Origin of the sequence: Flammeovirga agarivorans (assembly GCF_012641475.1) — a bacterium.
In the GTDB taxonomy this organism is placed as follows: domain Bacteria; phylum Bacteroidota; class Bacteroidia; order Cytophagales; family Flammeovirgaceae; genus Flammeovirga; species Flammeovirga agarivorans.
Genome location: NZ_JABAIL010000002.1, coordinates 1 through 23,090, shown reverse-complemented (window position 1 = coordinate 23,090; position 23,090 = coordinate 1). Strand labels below are relative to the sequence as shown.

Genomic DNA, 23,090 nt, shown 5'->3' with positions numbered 1-23,090 from the left:
CCAGTAATCAAAATGATTCATGTTAATCTGTTTATTTGTCAAAATAACAAACTGTAAAGATTTAAATTGATATCCACTTATTGTTAAATTTCATTTAATTAGTGTTACTTTTACGTCAATTTTGCTAATTAAGTATATCTATGCAAAAAAAGTATAGCAATATACATTTGAAATTAGAGTAATATTAAGGAAATATACATTCACTAATTAATGAATTTAAAAGAAAATTGTTGCCCGAAATGTGAAAGTACAGAATATATCAAAAGTGGGTTTGTGAAAAACCGGCAGAGATATAAGTGTAAAGATTGTGGATATTTCTTTACCGTAAGTAAAAAAGGAAGAGAGATAGAAAGGAAATATGTAGTCAAAGCATTACAGTTATATTTGGAAGGTGTTCCATATAGAGAAATTGAACGAATTGTCGGTGTAAGCCATGTTTCTGTGATGAATTGGGTGAAAAAATACAATATCCCTAGGTTGGAATCTGATGCCTACGCTCCAACTTATAAGGTGATGAACCATAGTGAATTGTTGACCTATGTGATTAACAAGGAAAACTTAAAAGATACATCATCTATGATTACAGATTTAGGAGATAAATTCATGGTCATTTCATGGAAAACAAAAAAATGAAGTATACCATATTAGCGTAGGTATACTTATGTATAGTGATTTTCTGCTCAACTATCTATATTCAACCCTCGAAACACTTCAGTAATTATAAATTTCATGAGACCAAAAGGTTTCTATTACTAAAACTTTACAAAACACTATGATTAGCAGAATTAACAACCTTGAAGACTACGCTGTAGCCTATAGACGCAGTGTGTCCGAACCAGAACGTTTTTGGTCAGAAGTAGCTGAGCAGTTTGTTTGGCGAAAAAAATGGGACAAAACTGTCGAGTACGATTTTAACGACTATAACGTACAGTGGTATTTGAATGGTAAATTGAATATCACAGAAAATTGTCTTGATAGACACCTTTTATCAAGAGGCGACAAAACAGCAATTCATTGGGTAGCCAATGACCCCCACGAAAAAGATAGAATCTTTACGTACAAAGAATTACATGAACAAGTTTGTCTTTTTGCGAACGTCTTAAAAAGAAATGGCGTAGTAAAAGGTGACCGTGTTTGTTTGTATATGCCGATGGTTCCAGAGTTGGCTATCGCGGTTTTAGCATGTGCTAGAATTGGTGCGATTCACTCTGTAGTATTTGGTGGATTTTCTGCACAAGCATTAGCAGATAGAATTAACGATGCTGGCGCTAAGATATTAATTACAGCTGACCAAGGTCCAAGAGGGAACAAGGTAGTTGAATTGAAACAAATTGCAGATGAAGCACTTTTCCAATGTGAAGCAATCGAGAGAGTTATTGTTTATCAAAGAACAGGTGCTGATGTGAAAATGGATGCTGATAGAGATGTTTATTGGCATGATGAGGTGAAATCTGTACCCAATGTTTGTGATCCAGAAGTAATGGATTCAGAGGATCCTTTATTCATTTTATATACATCAGGGTCAACTGGTAAGCCTAAAGGTGTGGTACATACCACAGGTGGTTATATGGTTTACTCTTGGTATTCATTCAGAAATGTATTCCAATACCAAGAAAATGATGTGTACTGGTGTACAGCCGATATCGGATGGATTACTGGTCACTCATATATCGTTTATGGGCCACTACTAGAAGGAGCTACTTCTGTAATGTTTGAAGGTATTCCAACTTTCCCAGACGCAGGTCGTTTTTGGAGAATTGTTGATCGTTTAAAAGTGAATATATTCTATACAGCACCAACGGCGATTAGAGCATTAATGGCACAAGGTTTAGAATATGTTGAATTATATAAATTAGATTCCTTAAGAGTATTAGGTACTGTAGGAGAGCCGATTAACAGAGAGGCTTGGGAGTGGTATCATCAACATATCGGTAAAGGACAGTGTCCAATTGTTGATACTTGGTGGCAAACAGAAACAGGCGGTATAATGATTTCTCCTGTTGCTGGTGTTATCCCAACGAAACCAACTTATGCAACGCTTCCTCTTCCAGGTATCCAACCAATACTTGTAGATTCTGAAGGGAATGAGATCGAAGGTAAAGGTGTCGAAGGTAACTTATGTATTAAGTACCCTTGGCCTTCAATGTTGAGAACTACATGGGGCGATCATAAACGTTGTAAAGATACTTACTTCTCTACTTTTAAAGGTTTATACTTTACAGGTGATGGTTGTCGACGTGATGAAGACGGATATTACAGAATTATGGGTAGAGTAGATGATGTGATGAACGTTTCTGGTCATAGAATTGGTACAGCAGAAGTTGAAAATGCAATCAATATGCACAAAGGTGTAGTTGAGTCTGCTGTAGTAGGTTACCCTCACGAGATTAAGGGTCAGGGTATATACGCTTACGTTGTATGTGATTCTGAAGCTTTAGAAATGAGTACAATCACTGAGTTTAAAGCTGAAATCCTTGATATTGTTATCGATAAAATTGGTAAAATCGCAAGACCAGATAAAGTTCAGATCGTTCGTGGTTTGCCAAAAACAAGATCAGGCAAAATTATGCGTAGAATCTTGAGAAAGATTGCAGAAGGTCAAACTGATAACTTCGGTGATACTTCAACTTTATTAGATCCTTCTATTGTTGAAGCTATTAAAGAAGGTGTGGTTAAAGATGATCAAGTAAATGCTTAATTAAGTTTAGGTATTAAATAAATATAATCCCCTTTCCAACGATGTCCCTAAATATTCGGTTGGAAAGGGGATTTTTTAAAAAGCATCTTCAAAATGCTGTATATGATTTCCTGTAGAATTTATTATTACACTTACGATATCATACCTTACAATAAAGCTCCAATCTTGTGTATCCATATAATCTATTGCAGCTTCTGTAATATTATCCATTTGTTTTTCGGTGACTTGCTCTTCAGGAGTGCCAAACAGAAGATCTGACCTGGTTTTTACTTCAATAAAGATGAGGAATTTTAAATGTCGACAGATAATGTCAATTTCATTTCTGCCACTTCGGTAGTTTTGAGTTAGTATCTCATAACCTTTGGCTTTTAAATAGTCGATCGCTAAAGCTTCTCCTTTAACACCTAACTCTTGTTTCTTTGTCTTAGTTGATGTCATCCATATTGTATTTTTGCAATAGTCTATGCCATGAATCTTTATCTATATTATCAACAATTTCTGTATTTACTTTTTTATACATTCTGCTGTTTCTAGGCATAAAGAATGAATAGTAATTTTGTTTAAAGTTAGATTGAAGTACCTCAAATCTATCCTCATTGCCATTCTCTTTTATTAGATAACGCATAATGGGCTTATCGTGAAGGAAAGCCATGATTTCCCCTGATTCCAATGCCTCTAAACCTTCTTCTGGTTTTACATAAGAAACGGGGTTGATCTGATGTTTTAGTAAATAACTTTCTGCGCCGGAGTGAGCCGTTACCCCAATTTTACCTTTCATCTTTCTTAAATCCTCAATTGTATTGATTTTGGATTCTAATTGATTCAAAGTTAAAGTGGAAGTAATGGTTGCGGTAAAACTTGAAATTAAACTGATGGCTATAAACATCCAAACCATAGAAATTGCTCTTCCTAATGTTGTTTTAGGCGTCTTATCACCATAGCCAACTGTTGTGATGGTAACAGTAGACCACCAAATTCCATCCATAATTCCTTCAATACCATCTCTAAAGTCTTTGGCGTTATATTTTTTCTCTACCCACCATACTAAGGTTCCAAAAAGGAATACTATGATGATCAAAGTGAAAAATAACTTTAAGAATCCATAAGAAAATAAGTTAGAGAAAAATATAGTAATCTCGTCTTGTTTGTTTTTCTTGACTACGACACCCAATGAGGTTGTCATAAATGGATAGGTGACATCTAATTGGCGAATTCTTGTACTACTTACGGGCATAGGATTGGCGGAGATGTCAATTTTTTTTCTTGATAATCCCAAAATTAGCCCAGGCATATGTTCGTATTCTACAAATTCATATACTAATTGTAGGTCTTCAGCTACCATGTGCCATAAGTCTATACTTAAACCATAAAAGGTTCCATCTAAACCTTTTATAACAAAAGGAGGATCTTCTCGGACGCCGACTCTGAGTACATGATTTTTGATGATTTTGTCACCACTGTTAGAATAGGAGTTTTGTGCAGGAGTAGTAAATGACGAAAGAATAAATATAAACAGCAGAAAAAGTTGCTTCATGCAATGAATAGATTTCCAATTTTTAGTTAACGTACAATTTCTATCATATAAAGATAAAAAAGTATTATAAATAAAAAATTTATGTAATTGATTAATGTGTGATTTTTTTAGATTAATCTAATCCTGTTTATAAGTGATTAAATGTTCATTTTTGTAAAGAATTGAAAATAAGTCATTTACAAATATTAAAATTTGTATTTGATACAATTGTATACAACTCTGTTATAAATCCTGTGTTGCAATTTCTTGTATAGTATATTTGTGTATTTGCGTGTTCAAATATAATGATTAAAATACTTTTGCTATGTTTGTTTCGAGCAAGTAATTAACCTCACTAAAGACACATGGACAAATATTCGTACATAGCAAATGCTCATGGTGATTACATCGAACAGATGTATGAAGCATACAAGCAAGATCCAAGCTCAGTTGATGAATCTTGGAGCAGATTTTTTGAGGGTTTTGAATTTTCTTTAGAGAAATTCGGAGAAAACCCAGAACTAGACGGAAACTCGACAACAAACTCAAGCGCAAACACATCTTCTTCTGTAAAAGGAGGTATTTCAGAAGAAATGCTACAAAAAGAAGTAGCAGTTCGACAACTAATTAATGCTTACAGATCTAGAGCACATTTAGTATCTGATACAAACCCTGTAAGAAAAAGAAAAGACAGACATGCAAGATTGGAATTAGAAGACTTTGGTTTATCTAAGGCTGATTTGAACACTGTGTTTTCAGCAGGTTCTTATTTAGGGATGGGTAATTCGAAATTATCTGAAATCATTGCACGCTTGGATAAGATCTATTTTGGTAAAATTGGATTTGAATTTATGTCAATCCGTGAGCCTGAAGTATTGTCTTGGATCCAAGGAAAAATCGAAAATGAATATCCAAATCATGAATTTTCACAGGAGGATAAAAAACGTATCCTTGGTAAATTAAATGAGGCGGTAGTTTTTGAAAACTTCTTACATACTAAATATGTAGGTCAGAAAAGATTCTCACTAGAAGGTGGTGAATCTACAATTGCTGGTCTTGATACAGCAATCTTTACAGGTGCTGATTTAGGGGTTGAAGAAGTAGTTATTGGTATGGCTCACCGTGGTCGTTTGAACGTTTTAACAAACGTAATGGGTAAAACTTACGACGAGGTGTTCAACGAGTTTGAAGGTCAAGCAGTACCAGACGAAACAATGGGAGACGGTGATGTAAAATATCACTTAGGTTTCTCTTCTCAAATTGAAACTCATAATGGTAAAAAAGTGCGTTTGGATTTATCTCCAAACCCTTCTCACTTAGAAGCAGTTGATCCTGTAGTTTTAGGTGTAGTTAGAGCGAAAGTAGATTCTATCTACGAAAAAGACTCTAAACGTATTTTACCTATCTTAATACATGGTGATGCAGCAATCGCTGGTCAAGGTATTGTTTATGAAACAGTACAAATGTCTAACCTAGCTGGTTACGATGTTGGAGGAACTATCCACTTCGTAATTAACAACCAAGTAGGTTTTACAACTGACTTCGAGGATGCTCGTTCATCAATCTATTGTACAGATGTTTCTCAGTTGATTGAATCTCCAGTACTTCATGTAAATGGTGATCATCCTGAAGAAGTAGCTTACGCAATGAAGTTGGCAGTAGAATTCCGTCAACGTTATAACAGAGATATCTTTGTTGATATGGTGTGTTACCGTCGTCATGGTCATAATGAATCTGACGAGCCGAAGTTTACACAACCAAAACTTTACAATATTATCGCTAAGCACCAGAACCCAAGAGAGATCTACATTAAAAAGTTGATCGAACAAGGGGAAATGAATGCTCAATTAGCGAAGCAGATGGATAAAGAGTTCCGTCGTCTATTACAAGATAGATTGAACAATATTCGTCAACACCCACTTCCATATCGTCCACAAGAGTTGGAAATCCAATGGAAACAACTTAAAAGAGGTAAGGAAGCTGATTTTGATGAATCTCCAAACACATCAATTTCAGAAACTACTGTTGAGGCAGTTGGTCATGCGATCACTACAGTGCCAGAAGGTTTCAAACCTTTAAAGCAAATTGATAAATTAATTGCAGAGCGTAAAGAAATGTTCTTCGATAAGAAGGAGTTCAACTGGGCTGCTGCCGAATTAATGGCTTATGGTTCTGTATTATTAGATGGTAAGATCGTTCGTTTATCAGGTCAGGATGTTCAAAGAGGTACTTTCTCTCACCGTCATGCTGTGTTAAACGATGCTGAAACAAATGAGAAGTACAGCTCTCTAGCAAACATTAGTAAGTTACAAGGACCGTTCTATATCTATAACTCTTTACTTTCTGAGTATGGTGTTTTAGGTTTTGAGTATGGTTACGCTATGGCTAACCCTAATGCTTTAACAATTTGGGAAGCACAATTCGGTGATTTCTCAAATGGTGCTCAAACTATGATCGACCAATTTATTACTTCAGGTGAAAGTAAGTGGGGTAGATCAAATGGTATGGTTATGTTATTGCCACATGGTTATGAAGGTCAAGGACCTGAGCACTCAAACGCTCGTCCTGAAAGATACTTGCAATTAGCGGCACAGTACAACATCGTAGTTGGTAACTTTACAACTCCAGCAAACTTCTTCCATGCAATCAGAAGACAGTTAACTTGGGACTTCAGAAAGCCATTAATTGTAATGTCTCCTAAGTCTATGTTACGTCATCCTAAGTGTGTTTCTTCATTAGAAGACTTCACAAAAGGTAAATTTGAGGAAGTTTATGATGATGCATCAGTAAAAGACCCAGAAAAAGTAGAGAAAGTATTACTTTGCACGGGTAAGATGTATTACGACTTGTTAGAGCGTAAAGAAAGAGACAACAGAGATGACGTGGCAATTGTTCGTGTTGAACAAATCCACCCATTCCCTGAGAAAAAAGTAAATAAAATTTTAAAGAGATATTCGAACCATAAGTCATTGAAATGGGTACAAGAAGAACCTGTGAATATGGGTTATTGGACGTTTATCTTGAGAGCTTACAGAAATGAGGAGCAGTTGATTAAGATGAGGTTAGTGGCTCGTAGACCATCAGCTTCACCAGCAACAGGTTTCCCTAAAGTACATAAAGAAGAAACAGAGAGAATCGTTTCTGTAGCTTTCGATAAAGAGGACCTATAATATATATTAATCATGATTATCAAAGAAGTAGCTTTTAATTCTCCTGAACACAAATTATCAGTAGCATTACGTGATGAGGTTTTGCGTAAACCTCTTGGCCTACAATTTTCTGAAGAGGAATTATCAGAGGAATTCGATAGTTACCATTTAGTAGCGATGAATGATTCTGATGAGGTGGTTGCTTGCCTTGTATTAAAACCAATAACACCTCAAGAAGTAAAAATGCGCCAGGTAGCTGTTAGAGAGGATCAGAGAGGGAGGAAGTTAGGTTCTTTGATGGTTCAATTCAGTGAAGTTTTTGCATTGGACAACGGGTTTGAATTAATCACACTCCATGCAAGAGAAGTAGCTGAAAAATTCTACGTTAAGCTTGAATACGATAAAGAAGGAGAGCTTTTCGAGGAGGTAGGTATTCCTCACTATAAATTTAAAAAGAAATTAGTCTAGAACTATTGTGACGGTGCCGAGAAGGTGCCGTCACCTAAAAATAAAAAACTATGAGCTTACAAATGACTGTTCCAGCTGTCGGTGAGTCAATCACAGAAGTAACTGTTGCAAAATGGTTAGTGGAAGATGGCGATACTGTTGAACTTGATGATGTTCTTTGTGAATTAGAATCAGATAAAGCAACTTTCGAACTAGTAGCAGAAGCAGACGGAGTTATTACAATTTCTCCAGATGCACAAGAAGATGCTGTTTTAGAAATTGGTGCTTTATTATGTACAATTGAAGAAGGTGAAGGTGCTCCAAAAGCAGCAGCTACATCTGAATCAGCTCCAGCAGCAGCTGCGTCTGAAGGTCCTAAGGCAACTGGCGAAGTTTTAGATATGGTAGTACCTACAGTAGGTGAATCTATTTCTGAAGTGACAATTGCAACTTGGACAAAAGAAGATGGTGATTTTGTAGAGTTAGATGATTTATTATGTGAAATCGAATCTGACAAAGCTACATTCGAATTGACTGCTGAAGCACAAGGAATTCTTCGTGTAATTGCTCAAGAAGGAGATACTTTAGAAATTGGTGCTCCTATCTGTAAAATTGAAGTAATGGAAGGTGATGCTCCTGCAGCAACTTCTGATGCGGCACCTGCAGCTGAAGCTAGTGCGTCTGCTCCAACTTCTTCGAACTCAACATATGCAACGGGACATGCTTCTCCTGCTGCAGCAAAAATCTTAGCTGAGAAAGGTATCGACCCTGCAACAGTAAAAGGTACTGGTGTTGATGGTCGTATCACTAAAGAAGATGCAGAGAAAGCTCAAAAAACAGCAGCTCCTAAGAAAGAAGCTAAGAAATCTGAGGCAGCGGCAGCACCAGTTGCAGCTAATCCTGAAGATAGAGTACAACGTAGAGAGAAAATGACGGCGTTACGTCGTACAGTATCTCGTCGTTTAGTTTCTGTTAAGAATGAAACAGCAATGTTGACTACATTCAATGAAGTTGACATGAAGCCTGTAATGGACTTGCGTAAGAAATATAAAGAGATGTTCAAAGACAAGCACGAGATCGGTCTTGGCTTTATGTCTTTCTTTACTAAAGCGGTAACTGTTGCCTTACAAGAGTGGCCTGCAGTAAATGCATACATCGATGGTAACGAAATCGTTTACAATGATTATGCAGATGTTTCAATCGCAGTTTCTGCACCAAAAGGTCTAGTGGTTCCAGTAATCAGAAATGCTGAATCATTAAGTTTAGCTGGTATTGAAAAAGAAGTAAGACGTCTTGCTTTGAAAGCTCGTGATAACAAATTAACTATTCCAGAAATGGAAGGCGGTACATTTACTATTACAAATGGTGGTGTATTTGGTTCTATGTTGTCAACTCCAATTATTAATGCACCTCAATCAGCGATTTTAGGTATGCACAATATTGTGGAGAGACCAGTAGCTATTAATGGAGAAGTACAAATTCGCCCTATCATGTATGTGGCATTGTCATATGACCATAGAATCATTGATGGTAGAGAGTCTGTAAGCTTCTTAAAACGAGTGAAAGAACTTCTTGAAGATCCAATTAGATTACTATTGGATGTTTAATTGAATAAACATATGCTTAGGCTCATGCAGATCTTTGCATGAGCCATTTTAATTACACTACACAAACAAAGAATCTTGTCAGCTTACTGTCTTGATTCTGATACTTAAAAAACCTTGTAAAGGAACAGTTATGACATACGACTTAACAGTTATAGGTTCAGGTCCTGGTGGATATATTGCAGCTATCCGCGCAGCACAATTAGGCATGAAAGTAGCCTTAATCGAAAAATATAATACTCTTGGTGGTACATGTTTAAATGTTGGATGTATTCCTTCAAAAGCACTATTGGATTCATCAGAGTTATACCATCAAGCAGTACACCGTTTTGCTGAGCATGGTTTAGAAGCAGAAGCTCCAAAAATTAACTTTGGTAAAATGATTTCAAGAAAGGGTGAAGTAGTTAAACAAACTACTGACGGTATCGCTTTCTTGATGAAGAAAAATAAAATTGATGTTTACCACGGCTTTGGGTCGTTTGTAGATAAAAATACAATCAAGATTGAAGGCGAAGAGTCTAAGATTATCAATTCTCAAAAGACAATTATTGCAACTGGTTCAAAACCAGTAATGTTGCCGTTTATTGAATTTGATAAGAAAAGAGTCATCACTTCAACTGAAGCATTAGAATTAAAAGAAATTCCTAAGCACCTTATCGTAATTGGTGGTGGTGTAATTGGACTTGAGTTAGGTTCTGTATATGCAAGATTAGGAGCAGAAGTAACTGTAGTAGAATATGCAGACGCTTTAATTCCTACAATGGATGTTTCAATGGGTAAAGAAATCCAAAGAGTTCTTAAGAAGGAAGGATTTAAATTTAACCTAAAAACTAAAGTTGATTCAGTTAAAGTAGAAGGTGAAGAGGTTGTTGTTAAAGCAACTGACAAAAAAGGAAAAGAAGTAGAGATCAAAGGTGATTACTGCTTAGTTTCTATTGGTCGTCGTCCTTACACTGATAAATTGAACTGTGAAGCTATCGGTGTAAAATTAGACGATAGAGGTAGAGTAGAGGTAGATGAACATTTACAAACTTCTGTAGATGGTATTTATGCTATTGGTGATGTAGTAAAAGGTGCTATGTTGGCGCATAAAGCTGAGGAAGAAGGTGTGTTTGTTGCAGAGCATATCAACGGTCAAAAGCCTCATATCAATTATAAATTGATTCCTGGTGTTGTTTATACTTGGCCAGAAGTGGCGTCTGTAGGATATACTGAGCAAGAGTTGAAAGAATCGAAAAGAGCTTACAAGTCTGGTTCATTCCCATTCAGAGCATCAGGTAGAGCAAGAGCTTCTATGGATATTGATGGATTAGTTAAAGTTTTATCAGACAAAGAAACTGATGAGATCTTAGGAATGCACATCATTGGCCCTAGAGCTGCAGATATGATTTCTGAAGGAGTTGTTGCAATGGAGTATAGAGCGTCAGCAGAAGATATTTCTAGAATGTCACATGCTCACCCTACTTATTCTGAAGCAATTAAAGAAGCTTGTCTTGCTGCAACAGGAGATAGAGCATTGAATATGTAATCAACATATTGAAATAAATGAAAAGGCTGCTAGAAGTTACATTCTAGCAGCCTTTTTTTATTCTCAAACAAAGGAATGATATTAATTTTTTCAGAGTGGTAAACTGATTTAGTTATGTAGCGATTGATATAGGTTATTTTAAAACTATAACCAATTACTACTGAAAATGAGAAGCTTAAAATTCATAGTACTGTTTAGTGTTTTTTTATCTTTTTCTTTACTTGCTCAAGATGAAAAGTCAGGAGCAGCAGATGCATCTGCCAATGCAAACAACCCATTAGCCGACCTAAAGGCATTTAATATTCAGTTTAACTATCAAACCGGTTTAACTGGAGTAGACGGGATGAATATGGTTACTTCTTTTAGGTATGCTCAGCCTGTAGGTAAAATCCTTTTCAGAGCAACGTTGCCAACATTGACAGTAAACCGCCCATCAGATAACTCTTCAGTAACAGGGTTAGGTGATTTCAACTTATTTGCCACCTATTTAGCAACTTCCTCGTCTTCTCCTGTTCAGTTTGGTGTAGGACCGATGGTTTTTGCACCTACCTCAACAGCAGTTTCTACTGTTAGTGGTCCTGGAGGGAGTTTGGTCAATAATTATGATGTAAGTCTGGGTGCAAATAACTGGCAAGTTGGTGGAGCTTTGGTACTCTTCATTGCCAAATCAAAAATGTTTCAATGGGGAGGATTAGTGACATGGACAGTAGGTGTAGGAGAAGATTCTAAACTTACCGATAATCAAGGAAACGCATTGGATGCAGATGAAAATTTGGCTGCAATACAACCTTTTTATTTCTTTCAATTAGGTAAAGGGAATTATCTAAGAGGTGCACCCATTTGGACCATGGATTTCACCAATAGTAAATATAATTTTCCAATCGGAATAGGTTATGGTAAAGTACTGAAATTAGGGTCTACAGTTTTTAACTTGTTTATAGAGCCACAATACGCTGTATATTCTCAAGGAGTGGGCCAAAGTAGTTTTCAAATCTTCAGTTCCATTAATATGCAGTTTTATGGAGGTAAGAAATAAAAAAAAGCCATTACAAAACATACTGTTTGTAATGGCTTTTTTAGAATATCTTTTCTGATATATTATTCAGCAGGAGTTTCTGCTGGTGCTTCCTCAGGAGTTTCAGGAAGAGTAGTTGGAACAGGCATATCAGCTGCGTTCTCGATACTGTTTGATGTCTGGATATTTGCAGAGTTGTCTTTTGGAATAAAAATGTTTACACCAATTGACAATACAAATAATGAAATAGCCAACACCCAAGTTGCGTTTTCAATCCAAGTTGATGCTCTTCTCGCACCCATCATTGAGCTACTAGCAGCGCCCATATCACCTGTAAATCCACCACCCTTAGAATCTTGTGCTAATACTAATAAAGTAAGAAGCACTGCGATGATAAGGATTAGGATTATAAAAAAGTACATCATTGTATTGTAATGTTAATGCTTTATGTTAATCCTTTTTCAAGAATTCAATCCGTTCTGCAAAGAAACTAGCTTTATTTGGATTTTTCAAGATAAGATGTTGATAAATTGAGATTGCTTCGTCTTTTTTTCCTTGTTTTTCTAACAATTTGGCGAAACTCTCAGTTTGTGGAATACTATAACCTTGTAATGCCTGATCGGATAGGTCGATTTGTTCAAGATTTTGCTCCTCTAGATCTAATTCATTCTGAGAAATGCTAGGATGAACTTCAATAAAATTATCAATAATATTTTTTTGATGCCCTTTCTTGTCAACCTGAACAGGGTCAAAGTTGTTGAAATCAATGATGTTTTCGTCATTCATATTATCAACACTATGGAGGTAATCCTCATCTTTAATCGTTTCATCAAAGCTAGAAGTGTCATAACTAGGGAAGGAGTACTCAGTAAACCCATCCGAAGTCTCTTCTACTTTATTTTCCTCTTTAGATGTAATAGATAGAGTATCTGAATCGATATTTTCATCTTCAGATAAATCTTTTATGATCTCTTCTTCAGATTGTTTCTTAGTATTTAAAAACCCTTGGAAACGATCCATCATTTCTTCAGAGCTCATGATATTATTAGACTCATCTTCTAGAGAAGCCAATGGTGCATCATTTACTGCTGAATACTCATCTTCTGTTTGCTCTTCTTGGAAATCAGAGGCAGTTTCAGATTCAATGGTGTGGTTAGAAATGATTTCTTCCTCGTCATTTTTATCTTCTTCATTCATAAAAGAAGTGGGTTCTGACCCTTCAGGTTGTTCTTGTTGAGCTGAAAGTTTAGCTAATTCTGCTAAAATTTCATCTGCAATACTTGTATCAACTTTTTGTTCTACCTCTTCAGTTGATTGTAAATCTTCAGCATGTTCTAGATCATTTAATATTTGATCTTCTAAAGTAGCTTCATCAACTTCTTGTGTGTCAGAAATGAAATTACTTTCATCTTCTGCTGAATCAACTATAGAATCATTATCCTCATCAGGAACTTCTTCTTCAATGACATGATTTGTTGAAGCTTCACTTTCGTTAGTGATATGCTCTAAAATATCATCTACTTCTTCATTCTCATCACTTATAGATAAGTAATCATTGTTATCATCTGATAGTTTATCCAGTGTTTCGTGTTCATCACTTTCAATCTCAATTCCGGAAGTATCGGGAAGATTGATATCACTGTCAAATGTTGTATTTAAATAAGCTTGAAGAGAAGGTCGGTGGGTAACATAAGCAGCAGCACTCTTCACATATTCGGCTTTACCTTCTTCAGCTTTAGCTAAAAGCACATGAAGGGCAGCGAAATAAGGATAATTTTCGATAGCTGCTTTAATATCATCAATATCTCTATAAGAAACCGATTGTGGGTTCTTAAGCCATTTTTCAATCAAAGTTAGATCCACAGTAAGTATTAAAAAAGTAGTGTGATGGGGGATTCATTATAATTGGATATGGACAGTATAACCATCCATATCCAAATATACATTAATCTTTACCAATCTGCTAGTGCTTTTTGGAAAGTATCGTAGATAATTTGCTCGAAAATCACGTCAATTGCCTCTGTTTCGACCTGTTGAACGGTTTGGTTACCTGGGAAGTCATAGAAAAATGAGAATCCTTGGTCAAAACTTTTTTCATCATCATAGTTGTTGATAAAATTGGTTTTTACAGTGATCGTTAAACGTTGTTGTTGCGTTTGCTGACTCTCGCCACCACCAGGAGATACAGGGGTGACTCTATAACCTGTTATGGCTCCACTAAATTCAATGTCGCCTTTTTGACCTTGAGGGGCAGGTAATAAACTTGTGTTTCTTAGAATATACTGCGTTAAGTCATCAGTAAACTGAAAGGCCATGGTTGCAGGGCCATCAGAAGCCTCATTTGTGTAGGGCTCAATAGAAAAAGTTTTGATCCTAGGGTCTATATTGACACCTGAGAATGTGAATTTCACACCTGTACAAGCGGATATTGCTAAAAAACAGATGATTAAATATTTATAACTGAATTTTATGTTATTCATCAAGTTCGTATTGTTTGATTTTTCTATAAAGTGTCCTCTCTGAAATCCCAAGATCTTGTGCAGCGTACTTTCTTTTGTTGTTGTTCTTCTGAAGTGCTTTAATGATCAATTCTTTCTCTTTCTTCTCAATTGAAAGTGATTCCTCTTCTTCTTTTACCTCAACCATATTATCGATGTCGTAAGTATTTTCAGAATACTCATCATCATTTGTTATAATAATTGGTTGTTCTTGTGTAGGAGGAGTTGGAGGGGTATATTTCACAGAGGTGGTATTAGGTCTTACCGTTAAACCTGTTTCACCTGACATAGGTACTGTAGTTGATGATGTTTTGTGTTCATCAATTACACTACTAAATAATTTAGGATTTTCTTGAATGACCGTATTCGCATTAGTTTTACCTTGTGCTAACTGAAGAACAATTTTTTTCAAATCATTCATGTCCTGTCGCATGTCGAATAAAACCTTGTATAAAATATCTCTTTCATTTAATCCCTGATCTTCATTCTCTAAAACTCTAAGTTTATTACTAGTAGCATGAGGGAGATATTTCTGCATCGTCTCTAGAGTAACAAGACGGTTTAACTCAAGTGCAGACATTTGTTCTGCCAAATTCTTGAGCTGTCGAATATTTCCGGGGAAAGGGAAATTGATAAGTACGTGTTTTGCTTCTGGAGTAAGCGATAAAGGTTGAACGTGGTATTGTTCAGCAAAATCTGTAGCAAATTTTCTGAATAAAAGTTCAATGTCATTACCTCTTTCTCTTAAAGGAGGAACTTGTATAGGTACAGTATTTAAACGGTAGTAGAGGTCTTCTCTAAATTTTCCTTTTTGGACGTTTTTAAGAAGATTTACATTGGTCGCAGCAACGACCCTTACATCCGTTTTTAATACTTTAGAAGATCCAACTCTAATAAATTCTTTATTTTCGAGAACCCTTAAAAGTCTAGCTTGAGTTTCCACAGGCATCTCACCAATCTCATCTAGGAAAATTGTTCCGCCATCTGTTACCTCAAAATATCCTTTTCTAGTTTCATTTGCACCTGTAAATGAGCCTTTTTCATGACCAAAAAGCTCAGAGTCTATTGTTCCCTCAGGAATTGCACCACAGTTAATAGCGATGAATTTACCATGTTTTCGGGCACTTAATTGATGTATTATTTTTGAAAAAGATTCTTTACCGGAACCACTTTCACCTGTAATCATTACAGTCAAATCAGTGGCTGCTACTTGAGCTGCTACTTGAATCGCATGATTTAAACTAGGTGCGTTTCCTATAATACCAAATCTTTGTTTTATTGATAATAATTCTCTATTCTCCATCAAGGGTAAAATAATTTTTTTATCGTATGACTATTTGTCATGACAAAATTACAATAATTTATTTATGATTGATAGAAAAGAATAGCTAATACCAAGTTTGATGACCAAAGTCTGTGTTAATTTTTTTTAAATGGTAGCGAATTTATGCTAATCGTTGAATTTTTTTTTTCTACTTTTGTCACGTATCGAATTTTTACCTAATTTTTAACCTCGTATTAACCAGCCATGTCTTTCAATTTCAGATCAAACAAACTTCTTTTAGGATTGTGCATGAACAAAGGGAAATCTATGCAGCATCTTGCTAAAATTATGGGTTTACCGCTTTGTACTTATGATTTAAATCAAATTGCAAAACAATTCGAAGATGAAGGTTTGGTTACCAACCTAAATATCAGCCCAAAGGGAACTTTTGCTGATGTGACAGATTTAGGTCTAAACAAGATAAACGAATTATAAAATATATATAAGATATTAATATATGAAATGAGAATTACTACTTTTAAGCCTGAGGTTATTACCTTAGGCTTTTTTAATTCCCTATCCTTCCACAAGTTCTACTGTATTGATATCTAGCCTCGGGATTGCCTTGTTTTGCGGCCGTTTCCCAAAAGATACAAGCCTTATCTCTGTCCTTTTTGTAGAGGAAATAATGCCAGCCCAAATAATAGTTTACTTCTTTTTTATAAGTAGGGTGATTTACCAACTGCATAAACATATCTTTGGCAAGTTCATATTGTTGATTATTCTGATAAGCGATACCAGCCTCTAAAACAGCTCTTTCTTTATAATTTTCATTATTGATAGCTTTTTCATAAAAATCACCTGCCTTAGCAAAATCCATTTTTAAATCGCCTAGTGATTTCCCCAACCAAAAGTAAACTGCATTAGGATTTGATGAATATTCTAGAGATTTTTCGAGATAATCCGTTGCTTTATTTTCTAGTCTTCTTAGAAAATATGCTCTGCCTAAATAGTAATAAGCATCTGAAAGTAATTGATTGTCTTCTTTGAATTTATGTAAGTTAGGTTCCAGGTAATCTATTGCTCTATTTGCTTGTCTTTTTGAGACATAAATGCCTGCTGTAATAATATCTGCTTGATCATGTGCATCTAACTCTGTTAGCTCTTTTACATCGAGCATAGCTTGGTCAAGATGCATTTCTTCAAGGTTTATTTTTGCGTTTTCATACGTAGACGCTGCCAGTTTACTCTGGCGTTGGACGAAAAAAGACACAATTCCAATCATTACCGCAGCGTAACCCGCTACCATTAATGGCATCCATTTCTTTTTGCTCTTTTTGTCTTTAGCTTTTTCTTGCTCAAGATCTTCTTTTATTTCTTCTCTCTGTTTATTGCGTTCCTCTGAATAACGGTTTTCTTCTTGAGCTGAAGTGTTTTCAGTAGTATATAGGTCTTCTTGTTGTATACCATAATCGTAACGAAATCTTTTGCTTTCGTTGATCAACGTATCATATGCTTCATTGATTTGCTTGAATTTCTCTTCAAAGCTTTCGTTATTTCCATTTACATCAGGATGGTATCTTTTGGCAAGGCTTAAGTAAGCCTTCTTAATCTGTCGTTTGTCAGCCCCTTTTTCTATTCCTAGAATTTCGTAGTAATCTATTTTCATTTTTTGAAAAACTTATAAGAAGAATGTGGTGGGTTAATAGTGTAATAAAATGTAAAGATTCACAGACCTTGGTTTACAAATGTAATGTATTAAGAATACAAATTGTAATTTATCAATTTAAGTATATTTGTATTTTTACGGCTATAACAAATATAAAGTTATAGCCGTGAATATTATTGTTCCATTAGAAATGTGAAATCATCAGATGGTTGCAGTTCGTATGGAGTTTTATCTTTTTCGAAAATTCTAGCAGAAAGAGGCCCTTCTAACGTTATTTTATTTCCAGAAACATGAAGCCAAGACCCCTCTCTTAGACCTACAACTATCTGGTCATTGTAAGCATGGAATTCTTTGATTCTCGTTTCTCTTGTTTCACCCATATGTTTAGAATTTGGATCAGGATCCAAATAATGGGGATTTAAATTGAAAGGTACTAGAGCTAGTGCATTTAGCGTTTTTGGATGAACAATAGGCATATCATTGGTCGTATTAATTGTAAGACCTGTGATATTTGAACCTGCACTTGTTCCCATATAACGTAATCCTTCACTTACTTTAGATTGGATAACATCGATAAGGCCCTGATTAATAAGTTGATCAAGTAGGACAAAAGTGTTGCCTCCCCCAGTGAAAATGGCTTTAGCTTCTTCTAATGCCTTTTTAGGATTATCAAATTCATGTAAACCACGCATTTTGAATCCTAACTCATTAAATTTGGTTTTAGCAACGCTGGTATATTCGTCATGAGAAATACCTCCAGGACGGGCAAATGGAATAAAGATAACTTCTTCAATTCCATCAAAAAATGATTTGATAGCATCTTCACAATAAGCTAAATAGCCTTTACCATGAACGGTAGAAGTACTAACAATCAATAAATTTCTTTGATTCATTATTTAGGTTTAATTAGGCTGTAACAAAATATCTTTTTAACCAAGAGTTTCCAGCATCAACAATCCATTTCGATTTAAAGTCTCCAAGATTAAGTACTGTATTGTCAAAAATCTTTGTAGTAGGGGTGATAGTGCCTTCCGAAACTAGTTGTTTCGCTTCGTTTAATTTGAATGTTGCAACTTCTTCCTCTTGTAAGTATGCGATGGTTGTTCTTTCAAAAAGAGAAATATTTAAATGCGATTCAATCTGTTTGATAACGCCTACACATTTATCAATTGAACAGCCAGAAGCAGCAGCGGTATTTTCATCTACTGCGATAACAATAAATTGATTGTAAGGGATATCAAAACTACTTTGTAAATCAGAACCGTGTGCGTTCCAAGATTCTGTGAACTGTAGTAACGAGTTTTTGATAAGAGTGATTTCTTCTGAAGTAAAAGCTCTATTTGATTGATATATCCAAAGGCGTGATGAATCCGCTAGTGTGTCTAAATTTTTGTACATAATTCTTTTTTTTCGCAATATAAAAAGAAAAAGCGAGTGCATAACTAATATACACTCGCAGTAATAGATTCTAGAGACTTGATTAAAGCCCTTTTGAAGAAGCAACAAGCTCGGCAATATCCATTACCTGAACTTCTTTTTCTTTCTCTTTATTTTTTATGCCGTCACTCAGCATTGTCATACAGAATGGACAGCCTACTGCTACAACTTTTGCATCAGTTTTTAGTGCTTCTTCGGTACGTTCGATATTGATATCTTTATTTCCAGACTCAGGTTCTTTGAACATTTGAGATCCGCCAGCACCACAGCAAAGGCCATTTGTTTTGCAACGTTTCATCTCAACAAGGTCAGCATCCAATGCTTCAATTACACTTCTTGGAGCCTGATATACATTGTTTGATCTGCCTAAATAACATGAATCATGGAAGGTAACTTTTTTGCCCTTATAAGCATTGCCGTCTTCCAATGTTAAACGTCCTTCATCAATTAAAGATTGCAAAAACTGAGAGTGATGCAATACTTCGTAATCTCCCCCTAAGGCTGGATATTCATTTTTTATCGTATTGAAGCAGTGTGGACAAGCAGTAACGATTTTCTTTATTTCATAAGCATTTAATACCTCAATATTTTGCATTGCTTGCATTTGAAATAAGAATTCATTTCCTGCTCTTCTTGCTGGATCTCCTGTACAACTTTCTTCAGGTCCTAATACAGCAAAGTTAACATCTACCTCATTTAATATTTTTACAAAAGCTGTAATCACTCTTTTATATCTATCATCATAAGAACCAGCACAACCTACCCAAAATAAAACCTCAGGGTGCTTGCCTTGTTCTACCATTTCGGCCATAGTAGGCACTTTTAGAAAATTATTTTCAGCCATTTGTGTTGTTATTATGCGTCTTGTTCTTCAGTTTTTGTTTTCTTGATTTCTTGCGTACGTAGTTCTTCTCCCCATTTAAAACGGTCACTAGCAGCAAATGCCCAAGGAGCTTGGTTATTCTCAATGTTTTGGAAGACCATATTCCATTCTTGTGGTGTTCCAGATTCCTCCATAGCGACATATCTTCTCATGTCTAAGATAATTCCAAGGGGATCTATATTGATAGGGCAGGCTTCAGCACATGCATTACATGATGTACAAGCCATTAATTCTTCTTTGGAAATAAAGTCTCCGTATAACGATTTTCCGTCATCTTGGAAAGTTCCGCCATTGGCATCGATGTTTTTACCAATTTCTTCTGCTCTGTCTCTAACGTCCATCATCACCTTCCTTGGAGATAATTTTTTGCCAGTAATATTTGCAGGACACTGTGATGTACAACGACCACATTCTGTACAAGAATAGGCATTCATTACATTCCTCCATGAAAGATCCTGAACGTCTTTTGCACCAAAAGTGGGCATTTCATCAGATTCTCCAGCATCAGTGTTATCTACCGGCATACCAAGCATGATCTTTACTTCATTGGTAACAGAATCCATGTTGCTCATTTGTCCTTTAGGTTCCATCTTAGCAAAAAATGTATTCGGGAAGGCCAAGAAGATATGAAGGTGTTTAGAGTATGTGACATATACTGCAAAAGCAAAAATACCTAAGATATGTACCCACCACGCTGTACGTTCAATCGCTACTAAAGCTGTTTCTGATAAACCTGCAAAAATGGGAACAAAGAATTGTGATACAGCGAAAGTACCTACAGGAGGGTAGTGCTCATTTCCTAGTGTTTGCAATACTGCATCTGTAGCATTCATTGAGAAAAGCATTGTCATTAGAATTATTTCCGCATATAAGATGTAGTTGGCGTCTCTATAGGGCCATCCTTTCATCTCGTCCATGTGAAATCTTGGGATTCTTAATGCATTACGTCTTATTAAAAAGATAAAACAAGAAACTGTTACCAATAAGGCCATAACTTCAAAAAAGCTACCAAGGAAATGATAAACTCCTGAAGGAATAACATTTGAAAAAATTCGGTGTTGACCTGTTAAGCCATCAATTACTATCTCTAAAACTTCGATATTGATAAGAAGAAACCCTGCATAAACTGCAAAGTGCATGATGCCAACCACCGGACGATCAAACATTTTTTGTTGTCCAAATGCTAATCTGAACATGTTTGCTAGTCGTTTGTTTTTGTCTCCTTGTACTTCTATGTCTTTTTTTCCAAGTTGTATATTTCTATAAATGAATCTAGCTCTTTTGGTTACAAGATACCCTGTTAAACCGATTGCAGCCACAAAGAGTAGTTGTTGCACAATCTGTATCATAGTGTCTAAAAATTATTGTGTGTTTATTGTTTATTGTGTAACTCTCAAATACATAAAAATGTTATGCAAGCAGAGTATTTTTTACTAATAAAGTAGATTAAAAAGAGATTTACAAATATTTTGTTATAATCTTGGCGGTAAATATAAGTAAGCAGTTTTGGAAAAATCACGTATCTGATTAAAATATTGTGATTATTACACTTATTGAGAATAATTCTAAATTGAATAATCATTCATTTATTTTTGTGAAATATAATTATTCTTAGTTCAGTTTTACTTTCTAGATTCAATTAAATCTAAGTATTTAGGATATGTATATTAAGATGGGAGATTTCGTTTTAGAGATTTTATTTTATTTAAAACTTGTGGTAGTAATAATGATAAATAAATCTTCTAAATTGATGACTGCCATAAACTAAAATAGCAATGACAAGAAAAAATATATTTATACCATTCACTATAATTTTACTGTTACTCTCAATTACAGGATATGGCCAAGCCAATAAATGGGAGTTAGTGACACTGGACAGTTATAAGAATAAGAACATCAAATATGCTGATTTTACATATGACCCAAATGTCAGAACTGTGCAGTTATATGCCGTTGGTGGAGATCAGTTAAACAAACAACTTAACCTTCCTTTTGTCTTTTTGAATAAACGAACACCACTTGTTTTGGAATTTGATGTGTTTGGTGATGATGCAGATTATTACGAAGCCGAAATAGTTCATTGCAATAGAGATTGGACACCTTCAGAGTTGCAGCCAATTGAGTTTATGAGAGACTACAATTCTTTCAAACTAAATGAATTCGATTTTTCAATGAGTACAAAGGTCCCTTACGTGCATTTTATATTTCAGTTACCACAAGTTAAAATGTCTGGTAATTATGTGTTGAAGGTCTATAAAGAGGGGAATAAGAATGATCTAATCATCACAAGAAGATTTTTGGTAGCTGAAACAACTGCAGCAATTGTGGGTGAGGTAGTAGATAGAAACGGTAGTGAGAGAAGGTACAAACAACAAATAGATTTTAAAGTTAATTACGGTGACCTTACGGTAGTGAATGCGATGAGAGATTTTTCTGTAGCTATTTTACAAAATGGAAGATGGGATAACTCTATAGAAAACCTTAAGCCTAGATTTATTCGTGGACATGAGCATATATTAGACTATTCATATGGAAATGGGGAGAATACCTTCTGGGGTTTAAATGAATTTAGAGTTTTTGAGACAAGTAGTCTCAATGGTGGAGGAGCAACAGTGTCGTCTGTAGATGTGATGAAAAACTTCAATAAGGTTAGATTGCATGAAGACTTAATAAGAAATGGTAAAGCTTTCAATCAGCAAAGAGTAGATTATAATGGAAATTATCTGATTTATGCATCAGGGAAAAGAGATCACTGGTTAGAAGCTGACTATATGGAAGTAATTTTCTCACTAAAGGCAGAAACGCCTTTCCCTGGAGATGTTTATGTGTATGGTGGATTTTCGGAATGGCAGCTGAATGAAGAATACAAGATGGTTTATGATGATAAGGCAAGAAAATATTTTGGGTCGGCACTACTAAAACAAGGGCGATACGACTATATGTATACTGTTTTAGATACAAAAAATAGGGAAAGAGATAATATAGCTGCAGAAGGAAGTTTTAATTTGACAAGAAATATATATGACATAATTGTCTATTATCGGGGCCCTGGAGATAGGGGGGACAGAATTGTGGCATACAAAAAATTAAATACAAAGCGATGATAATTAATGTGTTTACATTGGTTAGCATAAAAAAATAAGAAGGATGCTTGCGTATTAATCAAAATACACCCACCTTTGCACCGCATTAAACAAAAACGCTCCTGTTGAAGGGTACTCGGGATGTAGCACAGTCCGGTTAGTGTACCTGGTTTGGGACCAGGGGGTCGCAGGTTCGAATCCTGCCATCCCGACAATAAAGAAACCTTTATTAGGATGGTCCGATAGCTCAACTGGATAGAGCAACTGCCTTCTAAGCAGTAGGTTCCAGGTTCGAGTCCTGG

20 protein-coding genes and 1 tRNA gene are annotated in these 23,090 nt (G+C 35.5%); 10 read left to right on the top strand and 11 right to left on the bottom strand.

Annotation, left to right across the window (positions count from 1 at the left end; genetic code table 11):
• Window positions 1–210 precede the first annotated feature (210 nt).
• Both HGP29_RS04920 and acs read left to right on the top strand, forming a co-directional pair.
• Window positions 211–633 carry an IS1/IS1595 family N-terminal zinc-binding domain-containing protein gene (locus HGP29_RS04920; protein ID WP_168881259.1) on the top strand — a complete coding sequence of 141 codons (423 nt, stop codon included), beginning with the start codon at window positions 211–213 and terminating at the stop codon, window positions 631–633.
• Window positions 634–772: 139 nt separating this feature from the next.
• On the top strand, window positions 773–2,698 hold the full coding sequence (gene acs / locus HGP29_RS04915) for an acetate--CoA ligase (RefSeq protein WP_168881258.1): 1,926 nt from the start codon (window positions 773–775) through the stop codon (window positions 2,696–2,698).
• Between the two features lie 75 nt (window positions 2,699–2,773).
• Here the strand turns inward: acs and HGP29_RS04910 are convergent, their stop codons facing one another.
• Both HGP29_RS04910 and HGP29_RS04905 read right to left on the bottom strand, forming a co-directional pair.
• Window positions 2,774–3,136: a YraN family protein gene (locus tag HGP29_RS04910; RefSeq protein WP_168881257.1), complete on the bottom strand. Its 363-nt coding sequence runs from the start codon at window positions 3,134–3,136 to the stop codon at window positions 2,774–2,776.
• Window positions 3,123–4,232, bottom strand: coding sequence for a transporter substrate-binding domain-containing protein (locus HGP29_RS04905; protein ID WP_168881256.1), 1,110 nt, complete (start codon window positions 4,230–4,232; stop codon window positions 3,123–3,125). The genes HGP29_RS04910 and HGP29_RS04905 overlap by 14 nt, the downstream gene beginning before the upstream one ends.
• A gap of 344 nt (window positions 4,233–4,576) precedes the next feature.
• Here HGP29_RS04905 and HGP29_RS04900 point away from each other — a divergent pair, with 344 nt between their 5' ends.
• From HGP29_RS04900 to HGP29_RS04880, 5 genes are all read left to right on the top strand, one after another.
• Window positions 4,577–7,381, top strand: a complete 2,805-nt coding sequence (locus HGP29_RS04900; protein ID WP_168881255.1) for a 2-oxoglutarate dehydrogenase E1 component — start codon at window positions 4,577–4,579, stop codon at window positions 7,379–7,381.
• A 12-nt stretch (window positions 7,382–7,393) separates the two neighbouring features.
• Entirely contained in the window at window positions 7,394–7,828 is a 435-nt protein-coding gene (locus HGP29_RS04895) for a GNAT family N-acetyltransferase (RefSeq protein WP_168881254.1), read from the top strand.
• A 50-nt stretch (window positions 7,829–7,878) separates the two neighbouring features.
• Window positions 7,879–9,414, top strand: a complete 1,536-nt coding sequence (gene odhB / locus HGP29_RS04890) for a 2-oxoglutarate dehydrogenase complex dihydrolipoyllysine-residue succinyltransferase (protein ID WP_168881253.1) — start codon at window positions 7,879–7,881, stop codon at window positions 9,412–9,414.
• Between the two features lie 130 nt (window positions 9,415–9,544).
• Window positions 9,545–10,939 (top strand): dihydrolipoyl dehydrogenase, encoded by a 1,395-nt coding sequence (lpdA, locus tag HGP29_RS04885; protein ID WP_168881252.1) that lies wholly within the window; start codon window positions 9,545–9,547, stop codon window positions 10,937–10,939.
• Between the two features lie 166 nt (window positions 10,940–11,105).
• Window positions 11,106–11,975, top strand: coding sequence for a hypothetical protein (locus HGP29_RS04880; protein ID WP_168881251.1), 870 nt, complete (start codon window positions 11,106–11,108; stop codon window positions 11,973–11,975).
• A gap of 62 nt (window positions 11,976–12,037) precedes the next feature.
• Here the strand turns inward: HGP29_RS04880 and secG are convergent, their stop codons facing one another.
• The 4 genes from secG to HGP29_RS04860 form a co-directional block, all read right to left on the bottom strand.
• On the bottom strand, window positions 12,038–12,379 hold the full coding sequence (gene secG, locus HGP29_RS04875) for a preprotein translocase subunit SecG (RefSeq protein WP_168881250.1): 342 nt from the start codon (window positions 12,377–12,379) through the stop codon (window positions 12,038–12,040).
• Window positions 12,380–12,404: 25 nt separating this feature from the next.
• On the bottom strand, window positions 12,405–13,817 hold the full coding sequence (locus HGP29_RS04870) for a hypothetical protein (protein WP_168881249.1): 1,413 nt from the start codon (window positions 13,815–13,817) through the stop codon (window positions 12,405–12,407).
• A gap of 89 nt (window positions 13,818–13,906) precedes the next feature.
• Window positions 13,907–14,434 (bottom strand): LPS assembly lipoprotein LptE, encoded by a 528-nt coding sequence (lptE, locus tag HGP29_RS04865; protein WP_168881248.1) that lies wholly within the window; start codon window positions 14,432–14,434, stop codon window positions 13,907–13,909.
• Complete coding sequence (locus HGP29_RS04860; protein ID WP_168881247.1) at window positions 14,427–15,755, bottom strand: sigma 54-interacting transcriptional regulator; 1,329 nt, start codon at window positions 15,753–15,755, stop codon at window positions 14,427–14,429. Before HGP29_RS04860 ends, lptE begins: the two co-directional genes overlap by 8 nt.
• Window positions 15,756–15,980: 225 nt before the next feature.
• Here HGP29_RS04860 and HGP29_RS04855 point away from each other — a divergent pair, with 225 nt between their 5' ends.
• Window positions 15,981–16,211: a hypothetical protein gene (locus tag HGP29_RS04855; RefSeq protein ID WP_168881246.1), complete on the top strand. Its 231-nt coding sequence runs from the start codon at window positions 15,981–15,983 to the stop codon at window positions 16,209–16,211.
• 73 nt (window positions 16,212–16,284) lie between these two features.
• Here the strand turns inward: HGP29_RS04855 and HGP29_RS04850 are convergent, their stop codons facing one another.
• The 5 genes from HGP29_RS04850 to HGP29_RS04830 all read right to left on the bottom strand — a co-directional run bounded on the left by HGP29_RS04850 (window position 16,285) and on the right by HGP29_RS04830 (window position 21,054).
• Window positions 16,285–17,385: a tetratricopeptide repeat protein gene (locus tag HGP29_RS04850; RefSeq protein ID WP_168881245.1), complete on the bottom strand. Its 1,101-nt coding sequence runs from the start codon at window positions 17,383–17,385 to the stop codon at window positions 16,285–16,287.
• Window positions 17,386–17,558: 173 nt separating this feature from the next.
• On the bottom strand, window positions 17,559–18,278 hold the full coding sequence (pepE, locus tag HGP29_RS04845; protein WP_168881244.1) for a dipeptidase PepE: 720 nt from the start codon (window positions 18,276–18,278) through the stop codon (window positions 17,559–17,561).
• Window positions 18,279–18,291: 13 nt separating this feature from the next.
• Entirely contained in the window at window positions 18,292–18,783 is a 492-nt protein-coding gene (locus HGP29_RS04840) for a hypothetical protein (protein WP_168881243.1), read from the bottom strand.
• Between the two features lie 82 nt (window positions 18,784–18,865).
• Window positions 18,866–19,666 carry a (Fe-S)-binding protein gene (locus tag HGP29_RS04835; protein WP_168881242.1) on the bottom strand — a complete coding sequence of 267 codons (801 nt, stop codon included), beginning with the start codon at window positions 19,664–19,666 and terminating at the stop codon, window positions 18,866–18,868.
• 11 nt (window positions 19,667–19,677) lie between these two features.
• Window positions 19,678–21,054, bottom strand: a complete 1,377-nt coding sequence (locus tag HGP29_RS04830) for a (Fe-S)-binding protein (protein ID WP_211093205.1) — start codon at window positions 21,052–21,054, stop codon at window positions 19,678–19,680.
• Between the two features lie 426 nt (window positions 21,055–21,480).
• Between HGP29_RS04830 and HGP29_RS04825 the strand changes: the two genes are divergently transcribed.
• Window positions 21,481–22,809, top strand: a complete 1,329-nt coding sequence (locus HGP29_RS04825) for a type IX secretion system plug protein (RefSeq protein WP_168881241.1) — start codon at window positions 21,481–21,483, stop codon at window positions 22,807–22,809.
• 116 nt (window positions 22,810–22,925) lie between these two features.
• Window positions 22,926–23,000: transfer RNA gene (locus HGP29_RS04820), tRNA-Pro, on the top strand.
• Window positions 23,001–23,090: the final 90 nt, after the last annotated feature.